The sequence below is a fragment of the Streptomyces sp. NBC_01257 genome (genome assembly GCF_035917255.1).
Lineage (GTDB): Bacteria > Actinomycetota > Actinomycetes > Streptomycetales > Streptomycetaceae > Streptomyces.
Genome location: NZ_CP108472.1, coordinates 9,008,571 through 9,024,846, shown reverse-complemented (window position 1 = coordinate 9,024,846; position 16,276 = coordinate 9,008,571). Strand labels below are relative to the sequence as shown.

The window sequence follows — 16,276 nt, the reverse complement described above, 5'->3', positions numbered from 1 at the left end:
ATCCCGGTAGACACTGTCTATGGAACGTGGGAGCTCTCTCAGGGAACGGTTGGCCGACGTCCGAGTGGACCTCGTGATGACCGAAGGAACCGCCTCGCCGCGTGCTGCGCGGGATCGTCGGCCGGGCGGGGGCGTCACTCGGGGTTCCGCGGCGGTGCCTGTCGCGGCGGCCTGCGCCGCTCGCCCCGGTCCGGTGAACCCGTGACCGCCGTAGTGGGGCAGCGCCTCGCACTCGTGGCCAGTGTGGCCGGCGCGATGATCGTCGCGCTGGACGGCACCGCCCTCATGGTGGCGCAGCCCAGCCTGCAACGTGACTTCGACGCGAGCGTGGCACAGGTCCAGTGGACCAGTACCGCCTACCTGCTCGCGGTGGCCGCGCTCCTCGTCATCGCCGGGCGCTTGGGTGACCGGTACGGTCACTCCCGGATGCTGTTCGTCGGCGTGCTCGGCTTCGCCGCGGCATCCGCCGGCATCGGGCTCGCTCCCGACGTCGGCTGGGTGATCGCTCTGCGTGCCGTACAAGGTGTGTTCGGTGCGCTCCTCCAGCCGGCAACGCTCGCGCTGCTGAGGCTGGCGTACCCGGCGGATCGCCTCGGAAGGCCCGTCGCCATCCGCACCAGCGCGATCGGGGTGGCCGCGGCGGCCGGTCCGGCACTCGGAGGCCTTCTCGTCGCACACCTGGGCTGGCGTGCCGTGTTCTGGATCAACGTGCCCGTAGCGCTCGCGATCGCCGCCTTCACTCTCCGCGTGAGAGTGCCGGTGCCCTCACGCACCGGGAATCAGAGGCTCAACCTCACCGGAGCGGCGCTGATCGCGACTGTTCTCGCACTCCTGGTGCACACCCTGTCGGGCATACCGGCGCACGGCTGGGCCTCCGCGCCCACCTGGCTCGGCCTCGCCGCCGTGGCGGGCGGCGCGGTGGCACTGGCCGGGCACGAACGCCGCGCCGCGCACCCGATCGTCGCGCCGGTCGTGGCGCGGTCCGTACCGGTGACGGCGTCGGTAGCCATCCTGTTGGTCACCACCGGCGGGATGTTCGGCGCGCTGTTCGTGACCACGTTCTTCTTCCAGGACGTACTCGGGCTCTCCCCCCTTGCCAGCGGTCTGAGGGCGCTCCCGCTGACCGCGCTCATGGTCGTCGGTGCGCCCGTCGCCGGCGCCGCGCTGCGCCGGTACGGTCCACGCCGCACGGCGATCCTCGGTACGGTCCTCGTCGTCCTTGGGATCGGAGGTCTGTCCCGGCTCGCCTTCACAAGTAGCTGGGCGGTGACCGGCGTGGCCTTTGCCGTCCTCGGTGCGGGATTCGCCACTGTCATGGTCACTGCCACGGCCACCGTCGTGGGTGAGGCCCCGGCGGGATACGCCGGGGTCATCGGTGGACTCAAGCAGACTGCCATGAACGTCGGTCCGGCCCTCGGGATCGCCGTCGCCGCGGGCATCACCCCAGCCATGTCGGCTTCGGCGACGGCTCCCACCCTGGGGGTCCTCGCCGGACTCGCGGCACTCGCGCTGGTTCCGGCATCGATGCTGCCGACCCAGACGGCCCACCACGCACGACGACGTGGCACGGCCGCCCCGGCCGCTCACGACATCCGCGCCGGTGACCAACCGGGATGACCCCGGGGGTCATGACCTCGCGCCCCGGCGCCACCGGACGATCCGGGTCAGCCTCCGACCGTGAGCTGGATGTTGCCGATGCGCCCCATCCCGTCGAACGAGACGACGGCGGCGTTCCCGGTCGGCAGATCGGCGATCAGCCGGTCGCCTTCCATGCGCTGTGGCACCCCGTGGTGCTCGAAGTACCCGGTGACGGCCTGCCGCGGCGAACGCCCGATGAGTGAGACACCGGCCATGAGCACGCGGGGCAGGGCGACCGGATCGAGCCGGGCGCTCGGCACCTTCGGGTCGTCGGGCAGGAAGTACACCTGGGTGCCGGGTCCGGCGGGCTGCCCTATGTAGCCGGGAGCGTTGGTGACCCCCATCCCCGCGAAGGCCAGCATCTCGGCGGCCCGCCGGGGATCGTCGAACCCGGACAGATCGAGTTCCTGAGCGGTGAACTCAGGAATGCCGTGCGCCTGTCCGTACCGTGCCACGGCAGCGGACAACGCCACGACCTCGCTCCCGCCGAGCCCCGGGTTCGCCCAGCCCCACAGCCAGGAACCCTGCTCCATGTCGTACGTCCCGAGGACACCGACCCGTAGCTGCACCTCACCCTGCTGGTACGCACACGTCGGCAGGTCCGCGGTCCACGGTGCCTCGGGCAGGAACTCCATGAGCGCCTCGAGCTGGGCGGCGCCCCAGACGGAGTGGCGCTCGGCCTCGAGCAGGAACTGGTCGCTGAATCCGTTAGTCATGATCACGAGCGTAGGGGGCGAGCCCAACGACGGTCAGCCCGGGCCGCCTTCTGGCCCGGGCGATCGCTCGCCCGCCGGCTCGCGCTGTCGAGTCCGGCAAGAAATCTCAACGCGACGTCATGAGAATGGCGGGGTGCCGCCTCTCTTCCATGAACGGCCACCGCGCCTCCTGAGCGCCACCGGCCCACGATGCACGGGAGGTTGGACGGTGGAGCTCACTGCCGCAGTCCTGTCCGCGGTTGTTCCTCTGGTCCCTGCGGTCAGGCGTTGGCTGGACAGCGTGGCGCTTCGCAACCGGTCCTCGGCCCGGGCCGAGATCATTCGTGCCCGGTCGGCCGGCCAGGGCGGCTCCCGGGGCAGGGGCACGGAACGAGAAGGGCGGGAAGGCAATGGCTGAGCACGAGGCGGTGTCCGCCGAGGCGCTGGGCGCCCTGTACGCGAAGTACCGGAGCAGCCTCACGAACACCGCTCAGCAAGCGCTCCTCGCCCACGGAGTGCCGGAGTCGGTCGTCTCGGCCGAGGATCTCGTGCAGAACGCCTTCGCGAAGGTGCTGCGGCGTCCGGCGTCCGTCGAGTACCCGGTCAGCTATCTGCGCGTGGTGATCCGTACGGAGGCGGCCAACCGGGCCCGGCAGCAGGCCCGGCGCAGTGGGCTGGAGGCACGGCGTGCGGCGGATCCGCTGCGGTTCGACCCCTTGCAGTCGGCGGACATGGCCGCCCTGGTGGCCAACCGCTGTGCCGTCGAGCAGGCCATGAGCGTCCTGACGCTCCCGCAGCGCACCGCCGTGTGGGCGACGAAGGGGCTGGACTGCACCCAGGCCGAGACCGCGGCCCTGATGGGGAAGGCGCCCGGCACGGTCGCCACCCACGTCTCGCGTGGCATGGTGCTTCTGCGCGCGAGCCTCGTTGCCGCCCTGGTCGCCGGCATCGTCTGCGTGACCGGCCGGTTCATCGGCGATCCGCTGCAGCACACCCCTCCCGCGAGGGAGCCGGGCGGGGGATCCGGCCCGCTCTCCCCGCAGTGGTGGTCCGAGGGAGGAGCCCTGCTGCCGGTCCTGTACGCGCACTGGCAGGTGTTCGGCCCGCTGTCGCTGGTCGCCACGTGCGGCGTTCTCTTCTGGCTACGGCGGCGCTTCAGGTCCCTCGACAGGTCCGAGCCGCCCTACGGGACACCATTCGGCACCTGGCTGGGCCTCCGGCGGACCGGGCGGGCCTGGCGGAGTGCGACGAGACGGCTCGGGCTGCCCTTCACCGCAAGGAAGTTGACCCGTGACGCCATCGTGTTCGTCGCCCCTGGCGACCTCTCCGCCGACGCCGTGGTGCGAGGTATGGAGGCGGTCACCGCCCTGATGGAGCGAAAGCTGGGGCGCGTGGTTCATCTGGAGCCATTCGGCGGGCTCACGCCGCAGCGGCGGGGCTCCCCCAACCTCCGGCTGCTGGACGCGTTCGAACTGACGGGATGGTCCAGAGGCGAACTCGCCAGAATGGTGAACCGGCAGGCGGCCGCCATGGGCCACCCGCAGATCGCCACCGACACCTCGCGGGTGCGCCGTTGGATCGACCTGGGAGAGACCCCGCGCGATCCCGTGCCCCAGCTGCTCGCAACCCTGTTCACCGAGCGCCTCGGTCGCATCGTGACCGTCGATGATCTCGGCCTGGCCCGCCCCGCAAGCGGGTGGGCACGCCGCAACGGTACGGAGTCGCAGCACCCGTATCCGCTGCCATGGGCGCCGGAGCGGACCGCCGCGGTGCTCACGGAGTTCACGGGCATGGACCTCATGCTCAACCGCCGCGGCTACGTGAGCGCACTACTGCCGTCCGAGCGGCTGGATCCGCAGTCAGGGAGTGTGCTGACGAGGACAGCCCTGCCGGAACCCGGGCCAGGACGATCGGAGACCTGAACGACTCGCCGGGGTCAGTCCGTCTGCGTGTCCGGCGTTCCCTGGTGGTACCGCTGCTGCCAGTTGTCGCCCTCCCGCACCCAGACGGAACTGCGGTGCACCACTCCGCGGGCGTCCTCGGTGCGGAACCGGATGTGTGCGACGCCCGGAGCGAGCTCCACCACCCGGTCGAAAGTCACGGCCTGCACCTGGTCCGGGAGAGTGTGGAGGACCCGGATCACCTCCTCCCGCTCCCAGTACCGACCGGTGCGCCCGATCTCGTCGAAGTCGTGGTGGATCAGCTGCTCGAGCCGCTCGACATCGCTTCGGGCCTCCGCGCCGAGGAGCGACGACTCCAGGCGGACGATCTGCTCACGCAGTTCCGTCGGGGCGTGGGTGCCTCCCCGTTCGGGACCCGCGTCCGGGTGTGGTGCGACTGCCCAGGGGTGTGCGGCCGAGGCGGTCCCGGGGAATGTGCCCGCCCAGGCGAAATCCACCTCTCGGCCCGCTCTTTCGCGGCGGATCCCGTCGTGGGGCGAGGCACCGGGCCGGTCGTGTCCGTCCGCTTCCGCGGCCTCGCGATCCGCCGGGCCCGGTGTCAGGCCCGCGGCGAGCGTCCTGCTCTGGAGGAGTATCCGCAGCGGCTCACGGCTGTCCGCGGTCGACCTCAGCACGTCCAGGACGGCCGTCAACTCGCGCTCCTCGGCCGCGTCATGCGGGTGACCGCCCAGTCTCCACCGGCCTTGGTCGGTCACCCAGGCCCAGCACCCCGCGATCGCGGACCCGGGCACAGCGCCGTACGTCGTCACCGTCGTTGTCATCGTCGCTCGTCTTCCTCTCGGGGGCCGGTCATGCGGGTGATGACGACGCGGTCCTCAGGGACGTGTCGGGGTGCACTACGGCCCTGCCGGCAGGGCCGCATCCGCGCCGGAACAGGTGCTGGGCCGACTCGCCCAGTGCGTGAGGGTTCAGGTCCGCCTGCTCGAGAGCCGGGACCGGGTCAGCGACTCCCGTGCCGTACGGGGCGTCCGTACCCAGGAGCAGGCGGGCCTCGGTGAAGGTCTCCTTGAGGAAGCGCAGGGCCGGTTCGCTGTGGACCACCGTGTCGCACCAGACCCGGTCCAGGTAGGCGCTCGGAGGGTGCTGGGCACGGGTGCGGAGGTCGGCGCGGTAGTGCCAGTTGTTGTCGAGGCGGGGCAGGAGCTGGGCGAGTACGCCGCCGCCGTGGGCCAGGACCAGGCGCAGGCGCGGGTGGCGGTCCAGGGTGCCGGACGCCGCGAGGCGGGCGTAGGCGAGGGCGGTGTCCAGAGGGGCGCCGACCGAGTTGTGCAGGAACAGATCCGGGTCCCGCAGCGGGCCGCAGTAGGACGGGTGCAGGGACAGCGGGACGTCCAGCGCCTCACAGGCCGCGAAGAGGGGGGTCAGGTCCGCCCGGTCGAGGGGGCGGCCGGCGACGGGGCCCGTGGTGATCTGGGCGCCGGCGAGGCCGAGGCGGGTCACCGCGCGCTCCAGTTCGGCCGCGGCGTCCTCGGGGCGGCCCACGGGCAGGGTGGCGAGCCCGGTCAGCCGGCCGGCCGCTGCCGCGCCGGCCACCTGTGCGGCGAGCGCGTCGTTCGCGGCACGGGCGTACAGCGTCGCCTCCGGCCCCGTACCGAGGGCGTACGCGTGCGGGGTCAGGGAGACCACGGCCTGGTCCACGCCCTGCCGGTCCATACGGGCCAGGGCCGCGGCCGGGTCCGTCAGTTCCGGGTAGTGGGCGGGCAGGCGTTCGCCGGTGGCGCCGAGCAGGCAACCGTCCTCGCCGGTGCGCAGGCCCACCGCGAGCGCCGGTGGCCAGTCGCCGGCCCGCATGGCCTGAGGCAGCATGTGGGTGTGGACGTCGACGACGGTCATGGGGCCGCCTTGGGTGTGACACGGCGTGTCCACCCCGTGGTCTCGCCCTCGGCCAGGCGGCGCAGCACTTCCGCACTGGTCTTGATGCCGTTCCTGAACCACTCCAGCGAGAAGTGCTCCTGCGAGGAGTGTTCCTGGAGGTCGGGCTGCCCGTAGGGGACGAGGAGGCAGGGCAGTCCGGCGTGCTCGACGAACGCGCCGAAGACGCCTCCGCCGCCGATCGACGGGATCACCGCCGCCTCGTGGCCCCACACGGACGCAAGCGCGGCGCGGGCCGTGGCGACGAGGGGGTGGGTGTCGGGGATCGAGGACGGCGGGCAGTCGGCGAGGACGGTGAAGGTGATGTCCTGCCAGTCGCGGTCGTCGAGATGGCGGCGGATCAGTTCGGCGATGCGCGAGGGGCTCTGGCCCGGCATGAGGGCGATGTCGACCTTGGCGGTCGCCCGGGTCGGGACCGCCATCTTCAGGCCCTCACCGGTGTATCCGGCCTCGATGCCGCAGACGCAGATCCGCGGCGTGAAGAACATGGCGTCCACCGGGTCGGGGGTGGTGTACGCGCGGACCCCCAGGTCCTCGGCCGGCGGGAGGAACGTGCCGGGGAGGGCCGCGGCCGCGGAGCGCACCGAATCCGTGACCGGCTCGATGTCGTCGTGGAAGCCGTCGACGAGGATGTGTCCTTCGGCGTCGGTGAGGGACGTGAGCGCCCGGGCGAGCCGGTCCGCCGGGTTCGGCAGGATGCCGCCGTAGCTCGCCGAGTGCCACTCCTGGGCGCTGCCCTCGCAGCTGAACTCCAGGTAGAGGGCGCCCCTCACCCCGAGGAACAGCGCCGGCTGCCACAGCCCCAGGGTGGAGGCGTCGGAGGTGTAGAGGGCGTCGGCGGTGAACCGCTCCGGGTGCTCGGCGATGAAGCGGCGGGTGTTGAGGGAACCCGTCTCGTCCTCGCCGTCGAGCATCAGGTCGAGCCGCAGCGGGGGCGGGGCGCCCGTGACATCGGTCCAGGCGGCGAGGGCGCACAGATGGGCGAGGAGCTGGCCCTTGCTGTCGCCCACGCCCCTGCCCCACAGTGCCCCGTCGTGGAGGGTGGGCTCGAACGGCGGGAACGGCCAGTCGGCGAGGTCGCCCGCGGGCACGACGTCGTAGTGGCCGTAGACCAGCAGGTGCGGGGCGTCGTCGGGGGCGTGTTCGCCGAGGGCGGCCCAGACGATGGGGCTGCCGCCGGTCTCCAGCGTCTCGGATTCGACGCCGATCCGCCGGAGGATGTCGGTGAGGAGCGCGGCGCACTCCCGGACGCCCTCACCGGTGACGCTGACGCTGGGCTGTGCGGCGAGCTCGACGAGCCAGGAGAGGAATTCGTCGGCGCGTTCGTCGATCCTCGCCCACAGCGCGTCGCGCAGTGGGGTGCCGGCCGGCACCGGGCCGGCCGGGTCGGGGGTGTGTTCAGAAGCCGTCACGGTTGATGTCCTTGTAGAGCAGGTAGGCGGCGGCGCCGGGGCCCGTCGGGTAGAAGTACTGCGGGCAGTAGGGCGCCATGTAGATGAAGTCCTCGGTCTCCGTCTCCATGATGTCGCCGTCCAGGTGGTACAGCCCGGAGCCCTTCAGCATCCACAGGCCGTGCTCCTCGTCGTGGACCTCGACCTTCGGGAAGACGGCACCTGGCTCGAAGGACAGCACGCTCATGGAGAAGTCGTACGGCGCGTCCACAGGGAGGAGTTCGGCGCGGGTGATCCCGGCGACCGAGCCGGGCCGGTACTCGACGTCGCCGAGCGTGCCGCTGACCGGCTCCGGGGCGGGCACGCCGGGCCAGGGCTGGTGCTCCTGCTTGATCCACAGCAGGCGGGCCGGGGTGTCGCTGTCGTTGCGCAGCTCGAAGCCGGTGCCGGTGGGCAGGAAGGCGAACCCCTGGCCGGCGAGGCCGTACCGGGTGCCGCCGGCCAGGACGTGCGGCGAGCCGTCGAGACCGAGCAGGAAGTGCTCGTGCTGGGCGCCGGTGACGGACGTGGTGCCGCCGCCGGGTTCGGCCTCCAGGAGGTACCAGCCGAACCGGGCGCGGTGCAGGCGCGGTGTGGCCAGCTTCTTCACGGTCAGGCCGTCGAAGCCGGGCAGGCGGCTCGGGAACTGGTTCGCGGGGGTGAGCAGGTGGTACGCGCCGGTGCGGCGCCCGCGCGAGCGCGACACCGTGGTGGGCGGCGCGTAGGGGCGGTCGGGGGCGGTGGTCATACGGACTCACTCCTGACGGTGGCGGGCGTTCGGGGGGCCGTGAATCGGGGGTGGACTGTAGTGCGGGGGGCCGGGGTGCCAGGTTCGGCCGCGGCCACGGGCTGCGGTTCCTGTGCGGACACCTCGGCCGGGGCGCGAAGGAGGAAGCGGCCGCCGCCCGTGAGGCCCGGCACCGGGCGCCCGTCTCGTACGACGGTCCGGCCGCCCGCCAGGACCGCGCGGGGTGCACCGACGACCTCGATGCCCTCGTACGGCAGGTGGTCCACCGCCGAATGGTGATCGGCGACGGTCAGGGTCCGCCGGCGCTCCGGGTCGAAGACGAGCAGGTCGGCGTCGCCGCCGGGTGCGATCAGGCCCTTGCGGGGGTACAGGCCGAACATGCGGGCCGGGGCCGTGGACACGGCGTCGGCCCAGCGGCGCGGCGTGATGCGGCCGGTGCGGACCCCGAAGTGGTGGAGCAGCATGATGCGTTGCTCGATGCCGGGCAGACCGTTGAGGATGCAGTCGAACCGCGGTTCCATGATCTTCTGATCGGTGATCCGGAACGCGCAGTGGTCGCTGGAGACCGTGCTGAGGACACCGTCGGCGAGGGCCTGCCACAACGCGTCCTGGTCGGTGGTCCGGCGCAGCGGCGGCGAGCACACGGCCTGTGCCGCGGAGACCAGGTCGCCCTCCAGGGCGTGCTCGTCGAGCACGAGGTAGTGCGGGCAGGTCTCCCCGTGGAGGTCCCAGCCCGCCGCCCGCGACCTGCTGATCGGGTCGAGGGCGGTGGAGCCGGAGACGTGGACGATGTAGACCCGGGCCCCGGCGACCCGGCCCAGGTGCGCGATCCGGTTGACGGCCTCGGCTTCGAGGAGGTCGGGCCGGGTGTGCGAGTGGTGGTGCGGTGCGGTCTCACCGCGGTCGATCGCCTGCGCGGTGAGCAGGTCGATCGCGTCGCCGTTCTCCGCGTGGACCAGCACCGTGATGCCGAGCGGGGCCGCGCACTGCAGGATGCGCAGCAGTCCGCGGTCGTCGGTCATCCGGCGGCCCCGGTAGGCCATGTAGACCTTGATGCTGGTGACGCCTTCGGCCACCAGGCGGGGCAGTTCGGCGAGTTCGTCCTCGCCGGGCTGGACCAGCACCATATGGGCACCGACATCGGCCGTGGGGCGCTGGGCGAGCATCCGGGCCTGCCACGCGTGCAGGGCGGCCAGTGGGGACTCCCCCGGCTCGGGGTAGCAGAAGTCGATGACCGACGTGGTGCCCCCGGCCAGTGCGGCGACGGTGCCGCGGTGGAAGTCGTCGCAGGTGCGGTGGCCGCGGATCAGGGTGTCCAGATGGGTGTGCGGGTCGACGCCGCCGGGCAGCACCCAGCAGCCGTCCGCGTCGACCGTCTCGTCCGCGTCGCCCCGGTGCAGCACGCCCGGTCCCGTGATGGCGCTGATGGTCCCGTTCTCGACGAGGACATCGGCCGGTGCGGTGGTGTCGGGGCCGATGACGGTGCCGCCGGTGATCAGTACCCGTCCGGTGGCCGCGGGCGCCTGCGCGCCGGACGGGGTGCGTCGCGGGGCCCGCCCCTGGGTGCGCTCATTCACCGAGGTTCACCCAGACCGTCTTCGGCAGCGTGTACTGCTCCATGGCGTGCAGCGACTTGTCGCGGCCGGTGCCGGACTGGCGGAACCCGCCGAAGGGGACGGTCACATCGGACTGGTTGTAGCAGTTCACCCAGACCGTGCCGGCGCGCAGGGAGCGGGAGACCCGGTGCGCGGTGGTGATGTCGCGGGTCCAGACGGCGGCGGCGAGACCGTAGGGCGAGTCGTTGGCGATCCGCACCGCGTCGTCGGTGTCCTTCGCGGTGATCAGGGACAGCACCGGGCCGAAGATCTCCTCCTGGGCGACGCGCATGTCGTTGGTGACGTCGGCGAGCACGGTGGGTTCGATGTAGCAGCCGCCGGAGTCCGGGCGTCCGCGCTCGCCGCCGGTGGCGAGGAGCGCGCCTTCCGCACGGCCGATGCCGACGTAGTCGAGGACCCGGGTGAGCTGGGTCTCGTCGACGATGGCGCCCATCTTGACGGCCGGGTCGAGGGGGTCGCCGGGACGCCAGGTGCCCGCCGCCTCGATGAGCAGTTCGGTGAACTCCTCGCGCACGGACTCCTGCACGATGACGCGGGATCCGGCGCTGCACATCTCGCCCTGGTTGACGAAGGCGCCGAGTGCGGCGCCCCGGGCCGCGGCCGCCAGGTCGGGCGCGTCCTCCAGGACGATGTTCGGGGACTTGCCGCCGCACTCGAGCGACACGCTCTTCATGTTCGACCGGGCTGCGTACTCCAGGAAGAACTTGCCGACCTGGGTGGAGCCGGTGAAGGCGATCTTGTCGACGTCCGGGTGGAGGCCGAGGGCGCGCCCGACGGACTCGCCGAGACCCGTGACCACGTTGAACACCCCCTCCGGGACGCCTGCCTCGGCTGCCAGGGCGGCGAGCGCGAGGATGACGTGCGGGGCCTGCTCGGCGGGCTTGACGACCAGGGAGTTGCCGGTGGCGAGGGCGGGGGCGATCTTCCACATCGGCATGCCGATCGGGAAGTTCCACGGCACGACGGCGGCGACGACGCCGAGCGGTTCGCGGGTGATGAGGGCGAGCGCGCTGTCGGCCGTCGGCGCGACCTCGCCGTAGACCTTGTCGATGGCCTCGGCGAACCAGCGCAGCACGTCGGCCGCGTGGTCGGCCTCACCGAGGGTGGAGCCGATCGGCTTGCCGCTGTCGAGGGTCATGACGAGGGCGAGGTGTTCGCGGTCGCGGCGGATCAGCTCGGCGAAACGCAGCAGCACGGCGCGCCGGGCGACCGGTGCCATCCGCGACCAGACGCCGGCCTCGAACGCGCGGCGGGCGGCGGCGACGGCCCGGTCGACGTCCGCCGCGCCCATGGCGGGGCTGGTGGCGACGGTGCGGCCGTCGACGGGCGAGACGGTGTCGAGGTGTTCGCCGGAGGCGGCGTCGGTGTGGGCGCCGTCGATGAACGCGCGCGTCTCCCAGCTCAGTCGCTCTGCCCGCTCGTGCCATTCCTGGGTGGTGACGGTCATGGGGTGCTCCTCTTGCGATGGGCGGTGGGTGGTGGGTGGTGTGGTCGGGGTCCGAGGCCGGGCCGGGCGTTTCAGTCGCGGCGCAGCCAGATCTCAGGCTGGCGCTCGGACGCCGGTTCGCCGGTGGCGATGTCGGCCCAGAGGGCTTCGGACGCCTTCTTGTCGTCGCGGAGGTCCACGAGAACGCGGCCGTCCTTCATCACGAGCCGGGGCCGGCCCAGGGCGCGCAGATCGGCCAGCGGATCGCCGTCAACGACGAGGACGTCGGCGCGGTAGCCGGTCTCCAGGCTGCCGAGGCGGTCCTGTTCCCCGAGCGCGGTGGCGCTGCCCAGGGTCGCGGCCCGCAGCGCGTCGGCGGTGCTGAGACCGGCCGCTGTCAGGGCCTCCAGCTCGCAGACGAGTACGTCCCGTGCGGGGATCCAGTGGATCGGGTCGCTGCCCGCGGCGATCGTGACACCGGCCTCGACGGCGTTGCGTACCGACTGTTCGTGGACGGCGCCGATCCGCTCCTCGTACACGGCGGCCTGGTCCTCGGTGATCGTCCGGCCCACGGTCAGATGGGTCTCGGTGCGGAACGCCCACAGTGTGGGGACGTAGACGGTGCCCTGCCGGGCCATCCGGGCGGCGAGGGGGGCGTCGATGGTCAGGCCGTGGTCGATGACGTCCACGCCGGCGGCGACGGCGGCGCGGGCCGCGTCGATGCCCTCGCAGTGGCAGCCGACCCGGGCGCCGAGCAGATGGGCCTCGTGGACGGCGGTCGCGATCTCCTCGTCCCCCAGGTAGCGCAGGCAGAGACTCCAGTCGGAGTCGGCGGTGGTGTGGCTGAGGACGAGCTTGATGAAGTCGGCACCTGCCAGACGTTCCAGGCGCACCGCACGGCGTACGGCGTCGTTGCCGTCGGCGAAGACGTTGCGCCAGTCGGTGGGTGCGCCGCTGCCCACGACGTTGGGGCCGGCCGTGAAGGCGCGGGGACCCAGCACCCGGCCCGCGGCGAGCTCGGCCCGCAGCGTGTGGATGCCCCGGTGCTTGCAGCCGGGGTCGCGGACGGTGGTGATGCCGGACTCGATGAAGCGGCGGGCGGTGATGACGCCGTCGATGACGCTGCGGGTGATCAGGTCGGCGTCCGCCTCGACGCCGGACCGGCTCATCAGATGGGCGTGCGCGTCGATCAGGCCGGGCAGGATGTGCCCGCCGTCGGCGTCGATGACCTCGGCGTCCGTCTCGTGCGGGACGGCCTCGCGGCCGACGACCTGAGTGACGTACCCGTTCTCGACGACGACGGCGGCGCCCTCGCGCCAGGTTCCGCCGCGTACGTCGAGGACCGGGCCTCCGTGGACCAGGGTGGTGGTGGCGCTCATCGGGTGGACTCCTGGGGGGTGCGGGGGCGGTGGGTGGCGAGCAGGGCGCCGGTGAGGGCGAGGGCAGCGGGCAGTCCGGCAACCACCGGGATGCCGAGTACGGCTTCCAGCTCCGGGGCCAGGGAGCCGACGACGGAGCCGATGAGGACGAGGCTGTCGGCGGCGTCCCGGTCCCGTGCGGTGCGCCCGGCCCGTACGTACTGGTCCAACAGTGCTTCGGGGTCGCGTACGGCGGCGGCGGTGTCGGTGGCCATCGGGACGACCGACGCGAGCCTCGCGTCGAGCCCGTAGCGGTGGACCATGTTCCGTACCAGGGGTACGGAACCGGGCGAGAACACGGGTACGGAGAACCGGCCGCCGTACAAGCAGGCCTGGAGCATCGCGGCCTCGGCGATGCCGACGACGGGGACCGGCAGCAGCGCGCGGAGTTCGGCGAGGCCCGGGTCGTGACCGCAGGCGATGACGACCGCGTCGTGTCCTGCGGCGAGCCGCGGGGTGTCGCGGAGGATCAGCGCGGCGGCGAGTTCGATGTCGGCGGCGCGGTCGATGCCCCGCGGGCCGGCCGGCACCGAACGCACATCGGCCTCGATGCCGGGACCTGCCCAGAGTTCGGTGCCGGAACGGATGCGCAGGGTCGCCGCGGTGGAGCTGTTGGGGTTGAGGACGAGGACGGAGGAGCCGGGCCCGCGGATCGGTCCGGGCCGTGCGCCGGCCGTCGTGGTGGGCGAATCCGGCGTCCCCGATACCTGGTGCCCGGTCATGAGGTGGCTCCCGGGGTCGCGGGTGTCGTCGCGCCCAGGCATGCCGTGGAGATCTCGTCCGCGGTCGGGTGGTCGAGTTCGCCGACGACGGCGCCGCGGGACATCACGAGGACGCGGTCGCAGATCTGGGCCAGTTCCTCGTGGTCCGATCCGACGACGAGGACGCCGAGGCCGTCCTCGGTGAGCGCGGTGACGGTGTCGAGCAGGGCGCGGCGGGCTCCCACGTCGACGCCCTGGGTCGGCTCGTGCAGCACCAGGCAGCGCAGCCCGGGCCGCTGGAGCCATTTGGCGAGCAGGACCTTCTGCTGGTTGCCGCCGCTCAGGGTGCCGAGCGGCCGGTCCGGTTCGGTGCGGGGCCGTACGTCGTAGCGCTCCATCATGTCCTGGACGGTGCGCCGTTCGGCCGCCCGGTCGACGAAACCGCGGCGGGTGTGGCCGCGCAGGCTGACGAGGGTGAGGTTCTCCCGGATGCCGAAGTTCTGCACGCCGCTGTGCTGTTTGCGGTCGGCGGGCAGTACCGCGAGTCCCGCGGCGAGTGCCGCCGATGGCCGCAGGGTCCGGAGGACCCGTCCGCCGACGGCGAGGGTGCCGGCGGTGCGGCCTGAGCCGAGCAGCAATGTCGGCAGCGCGTCGTGCCCGGCGCCCGCGCGCCCGGTGACGCCGACGATCTCGCCCGCGCGCACGGTCAGGTCGATCGGGCTGCCGGTGCGGCCGCGAAGTCCCTCGGTACGGAGGACGGGTTCGCCCGGCTCCGTGCGCGCGGTCCGGACGGCTGCCTCCTGGGGCGCGGATCCGATGATGGCGGCGGCGAGTTCACCCGGTCCGGCCACTTCGGCCGCGTCGTGCTCGGACACCCGGCGGCCGTCGCGCAGCACGACCACGCGGTCCGCGATCATCCCGACCTCTTCGAGGCGGTGGGTGCAGAAGGCGACGGCGGTGCCGCGGGCGGTGACCCGGCGAATGGCGTCGAACAGGCTGGTGCGTTCGCGTTCGGTGAGGTTGGCCGTCGGCTCGTCGAGGACGAGCAGTCGGGAGTGGCGGCGCCCGCGTGCGTACAGGGCGCGGGCGATGGCGAGCACGGCCCGCTCGCCCTGCGGCAGCCGGTGGACCGGGGCCGCGGGGTCGATGTCCATGCCGAGGCCGTCCAGCAACTCCGCTACCTGCCGGGCCTGTTCCCGCCACCGGACGAGTCCGGCGCGGGAGGTGACGAGTGCGCCGACGCACACGTTCTCGGCGACGCTGAGTGTCTGGGCGAGGGCCAGGTCCTGGTGGACGAAGGCGAAGCCCAGGTCGGCCGAGGATGTCGGAGTGAGCGGCAGCCGGTGCTCGACGCCGTCGACCAGCAGACGGCCGCCTGTGTCGGGGGCGTGGAAGCCGGAGAGGATCTTGAAGAGGGTGGACTTGCCGGCGCCGTTCTCCCCGAGGACGGCGGTGGTGCGGCCGGCCGGGAAGTCGAGGGAGACCGAGTGCAGGACGCGGGTCGGGCCGAACGTCTTGCTGACGTTCTCCAGCCGGATGCCCCGGTGCTCCGTGGAGTGTGCGTCGCCCTGTTCCGCAAGGGCCCCGGGGGCGGTCATCGGGTCTTCCACAGGGCGGAGAAGCCGTCGCGGTAGCCGGCGCCGTCGAACAGGGCGTCCTCGTCGGTGAGGTCCTTGCCCTTCAGGTTCTCCTTGACGAAGAGCTTGATCGGGACGACCGTCGTGTCCGGCTTCTGCCCCGCGATCGCGCGCAGGCTGCGGTCCATCATCGCCCAGCCCAGCCAGGAGTTGTTGTTGCCGATGTCGGCGCTCTGGACGCGTCCGTCACGGACGAACTCCAGGTTGGCGGCGACCGCGTTGATGCTGGAGGCCTGCGTCCCGGGTCGGTTCGCGGCCTCGATAGCGGGGACCGTGAACTGGGCGATGCCGTCGATCGCCGGGAACACCCAGTTCAGCTTGCGGTTGCGCATCAGCGTCGAGGAGGTGACGCGTTCGGCGCCCTGCTTGAAGTCGGCCTGGTTGAGATCGTCGACGGAGAGGCTGCATCCGCTGCGGCAGAACTCCTTGAACCCGTCCTGGAGGCCCTTCTTCAGCGCCGCGAACGTCGCGACGGAGGGCAGGTGCTGGTACGAGGCGTGGACCGGGCCGTCGGTGGCGGTGACCGCGTGGGCGGCGAGAATCCGGCCGGAGGCGTGGAAGTCGACACTGACCGCGCCGGCCGCACCCTTCTCCAGGGGGGCGTGGGCGTCCACGTTGAACGCGGAGATCACCGGCACCTTCGCCTGCTGTGCGGACCGCACCGCGCCGCTGACCTCGCTGAGGTTGATGCCGAAGGCGACCACGGCCGCGGCACCGGTGGCGAGTGCCTGCTCGACGCCCTTGCCCGCGTTGCTCGTGGAGCCCTTGGAGTCGAACACGCGGACCTTTACCCCGGCCTTGCGGCCGGCTTCCGTCATCCCGTTCAGGACGGCCCGCACATACGGGATGCTGTTGTCCAGGGTGACCACCCAGACGGTTCTGCCTCGGGCCGCGCCGGTGTCGAAGGCGTCCGCAGGCTTGCTGAACACGGTGGCACCGGAGGCCTTGTCGACGAGGGCCTGAGCGCTCTTCCGGGCGGCGGCGACGGTCTTGCTGTCGGCGGCCTTCTCGCTGGTGTCCTGGGCGGCGGCGTCGCACGCGACGAGGGCCAGTGTCATTGCGGCAGCGAGGAACGCGGCGGCGGCTGATCTGTTCCGGGAGCGGCTGCGGATTCTCACGAGGGTGTCCTTTCGG

Annotated in this window: 12 protein-coding genes and 2 pseudogenes; 3 read left to right on the top strand and 11 right to left on the bottom strand. The window is 72.4% G+C overall.

The annotated features are described in order from the left end of the window. The first annotated feature begins 255 nt into the window (after nt 1–255). The gene (locus OG408_RS39240; RefSeq protein ID WP_326674671.1) at nt 256–1,617 is read left to right on the top strand and encodes an MFS transporter; all 1,362 of its coding nucleotides are present in this window, start codon (nt 256–258) and stop codon (nt 1,615–1,617) included. Nucleotides 1,618–1,664: 47 nt separating this feature from the next. Here the strand turns inward: OG408_RS39240 and OG408_RS39235 are convergent, their stop codons facing one another. After that, nucleotides 1,665–2,354 (bottom strand): DUF6882 domain-containing protein, encoded by a 690-nt coding sequence (locus OG408_RS39235; protein WP_285568024.1) that lies wholly within the window; start codon nt 2,352–2,354, stop codon nt 1,665–1,667. Nucleotides 2,355–2,743: 389 nt separating this feature from the next. Between OG408_RS39235 and OG408_RS39230 the strand changes: the two are divergent. Both OG408_RS39230 and OG408_RS39225 read left to right on the top strand, forming a co-directional pair. Further along, nucleotides 2,744–3,229 (top strand): annotated as a pseudogene (locus OG408_RS39230) (RNA polymerase sigma factor); the annotation flags it as partial. Between the two features lie 495 nt (nt 3,230–3,724). Beyond that, nucleotides 3,725–4,162 (top strand): annotated as a pseudogene (locus tag OG408_RS39225) (hypothetical protein); the annotation flags it as partial. A gap of 107 nt (nt 4,163–4,269) precedes the next feature. Here the strand turns inward: OG408_RS39225 and OG408_RS39220 are convergent. The 10 genes from OG408_RS39220 to OG408_RS39175 all read right to left on the bottom strand — a co-directional run bounded on the left by OG408_RS39220 (nt 4,270) and on the right by OG408_RS39175 (nt 16,260). After that, entirely contained in the window at nt 4,270–5,055 is a 786-nt protein-coding gene (locus tag OG408_RS39220) for a nuclear transport factor 2 family protein (protein WP_326674275.1), read from the bottom strand. 28 nt (nt 5,056–5,083) lie between these two features. Further along, complete coding sequence (locus OG408_RS39215; protein ID WP_326674273.1) at nt 5,084–6,127, bottom strand: amidohydrolase family protein; 1,044 nt, start codon at nt 6,125–6,127, stop codon at nt 5,084–5,086. Further along, on the bottom strand, nt 6,124–7,578 hold the full coding sequence (locus tag OG408_RS39210; RefSeq protein ID WP_326674272.1) for a M20/M25/M40 family metallo-hydrolase: 1,455 nt from the start codon (nt 7,576–7,578) through the stop codon (nt 6,124–6,126). Before OG408_RS39210 ends, OG408_RS39215 begins: the two co-directional genes overlap by 4 nt. Beyond that, complete coding sequence (gene allE, locus OG408_RS39205; RefSeq protein ID WP_326674271.1) at nt 7,565–8,344, bottom strand: (S)-ureidoglycine aminohydrolase; 780 nt, start codon at nt 8,342–8,344, stop codon at nt 7,565–7,567. The genes OG408_RS39210 and allE overlap by 14 nt, the downstream gene beginning before the upstream one ends. After that, on the bottom strand, nt 8,341–9,921 hold the full coding sequence (gene hydA / locus OG408_RS39200) for a dihydropyrimidinase (RefSeq protein ID WP_326674270.1): 1,581 nt from the start codon (nt 9,919–9,921) through the stop codon (nt 8,341–8,343). The genes allE and hydA overlap by 4 nt, the downstream gene beginning before the upstream one ends. Beyond that, a complete protein-coding gene (locus OG408_RS39195; protein WP_285568036.1) occupies nt 9,914–11,407 on the bottom strand; it encodes an aldehyde dehydrogenase in 1,494 nt (497 codons plus the stop codon). Before OG408_RS39195 ends, hydA begins: the two co-directional genes overlap by 8 nt. A 71-nt stretch (nt 11,408–11,478) precedes the next feature. Next, nucleotides 11,479–12,765, bottom strand: coding sequence for an amidohydrolase family protein (locus OG408_RS39190; protein ID WP_326674269.1), 1,287 nt, complete (start codon nt 12,763–12,765; stop codon nt 11,479–11,481). Continuing rightward, nucleotides 12,762–13,526 (bottom strand): aspartate/glutamate racemase family protein, encoded by a 765-nt coding sequence (locus OG408_RS39185; protein ID WP_285568040.1) that lies wholly within the window; start codon nt 13,524–13,526, stop codon nt 12,762–12,764. The genes OG408_RS39190 and OG408_RS39185 overlap by 4 nt, the downstream gene beginning before the upstream one ends. Further along, a complete protein-coding gene (locus tag OG408_RS39180) occupies nt 13,523–15,103 on the bottom strand; it encodes a sugar ABC transporter ATP-binding protein (protein WP_326674268.1) in 1,581 nt (526 codons plus the stop codon). Before OG408_RS39180 ends, OG408_RS39185 begins: the two co-directional genes overlap by 4 nt. Next, complete coding sequence (locus OG408_RS39175) at nt 15,100–16,260, bottom strand: sugar ABC transporter substrate-binding protein (RefSeq protein WP_285568044.1); 1,161 nt, start codon at nt 16,258–16,260, stop codon at nt 15,100–15,102. The genes OG408_RS39180 and OG408_RS39175 overlap by 4 nt, the downstream gene beginning before the upstream one ends. Between the last annotated feature and the right edge of the window lie 16 nt (nt 16,261–16,276).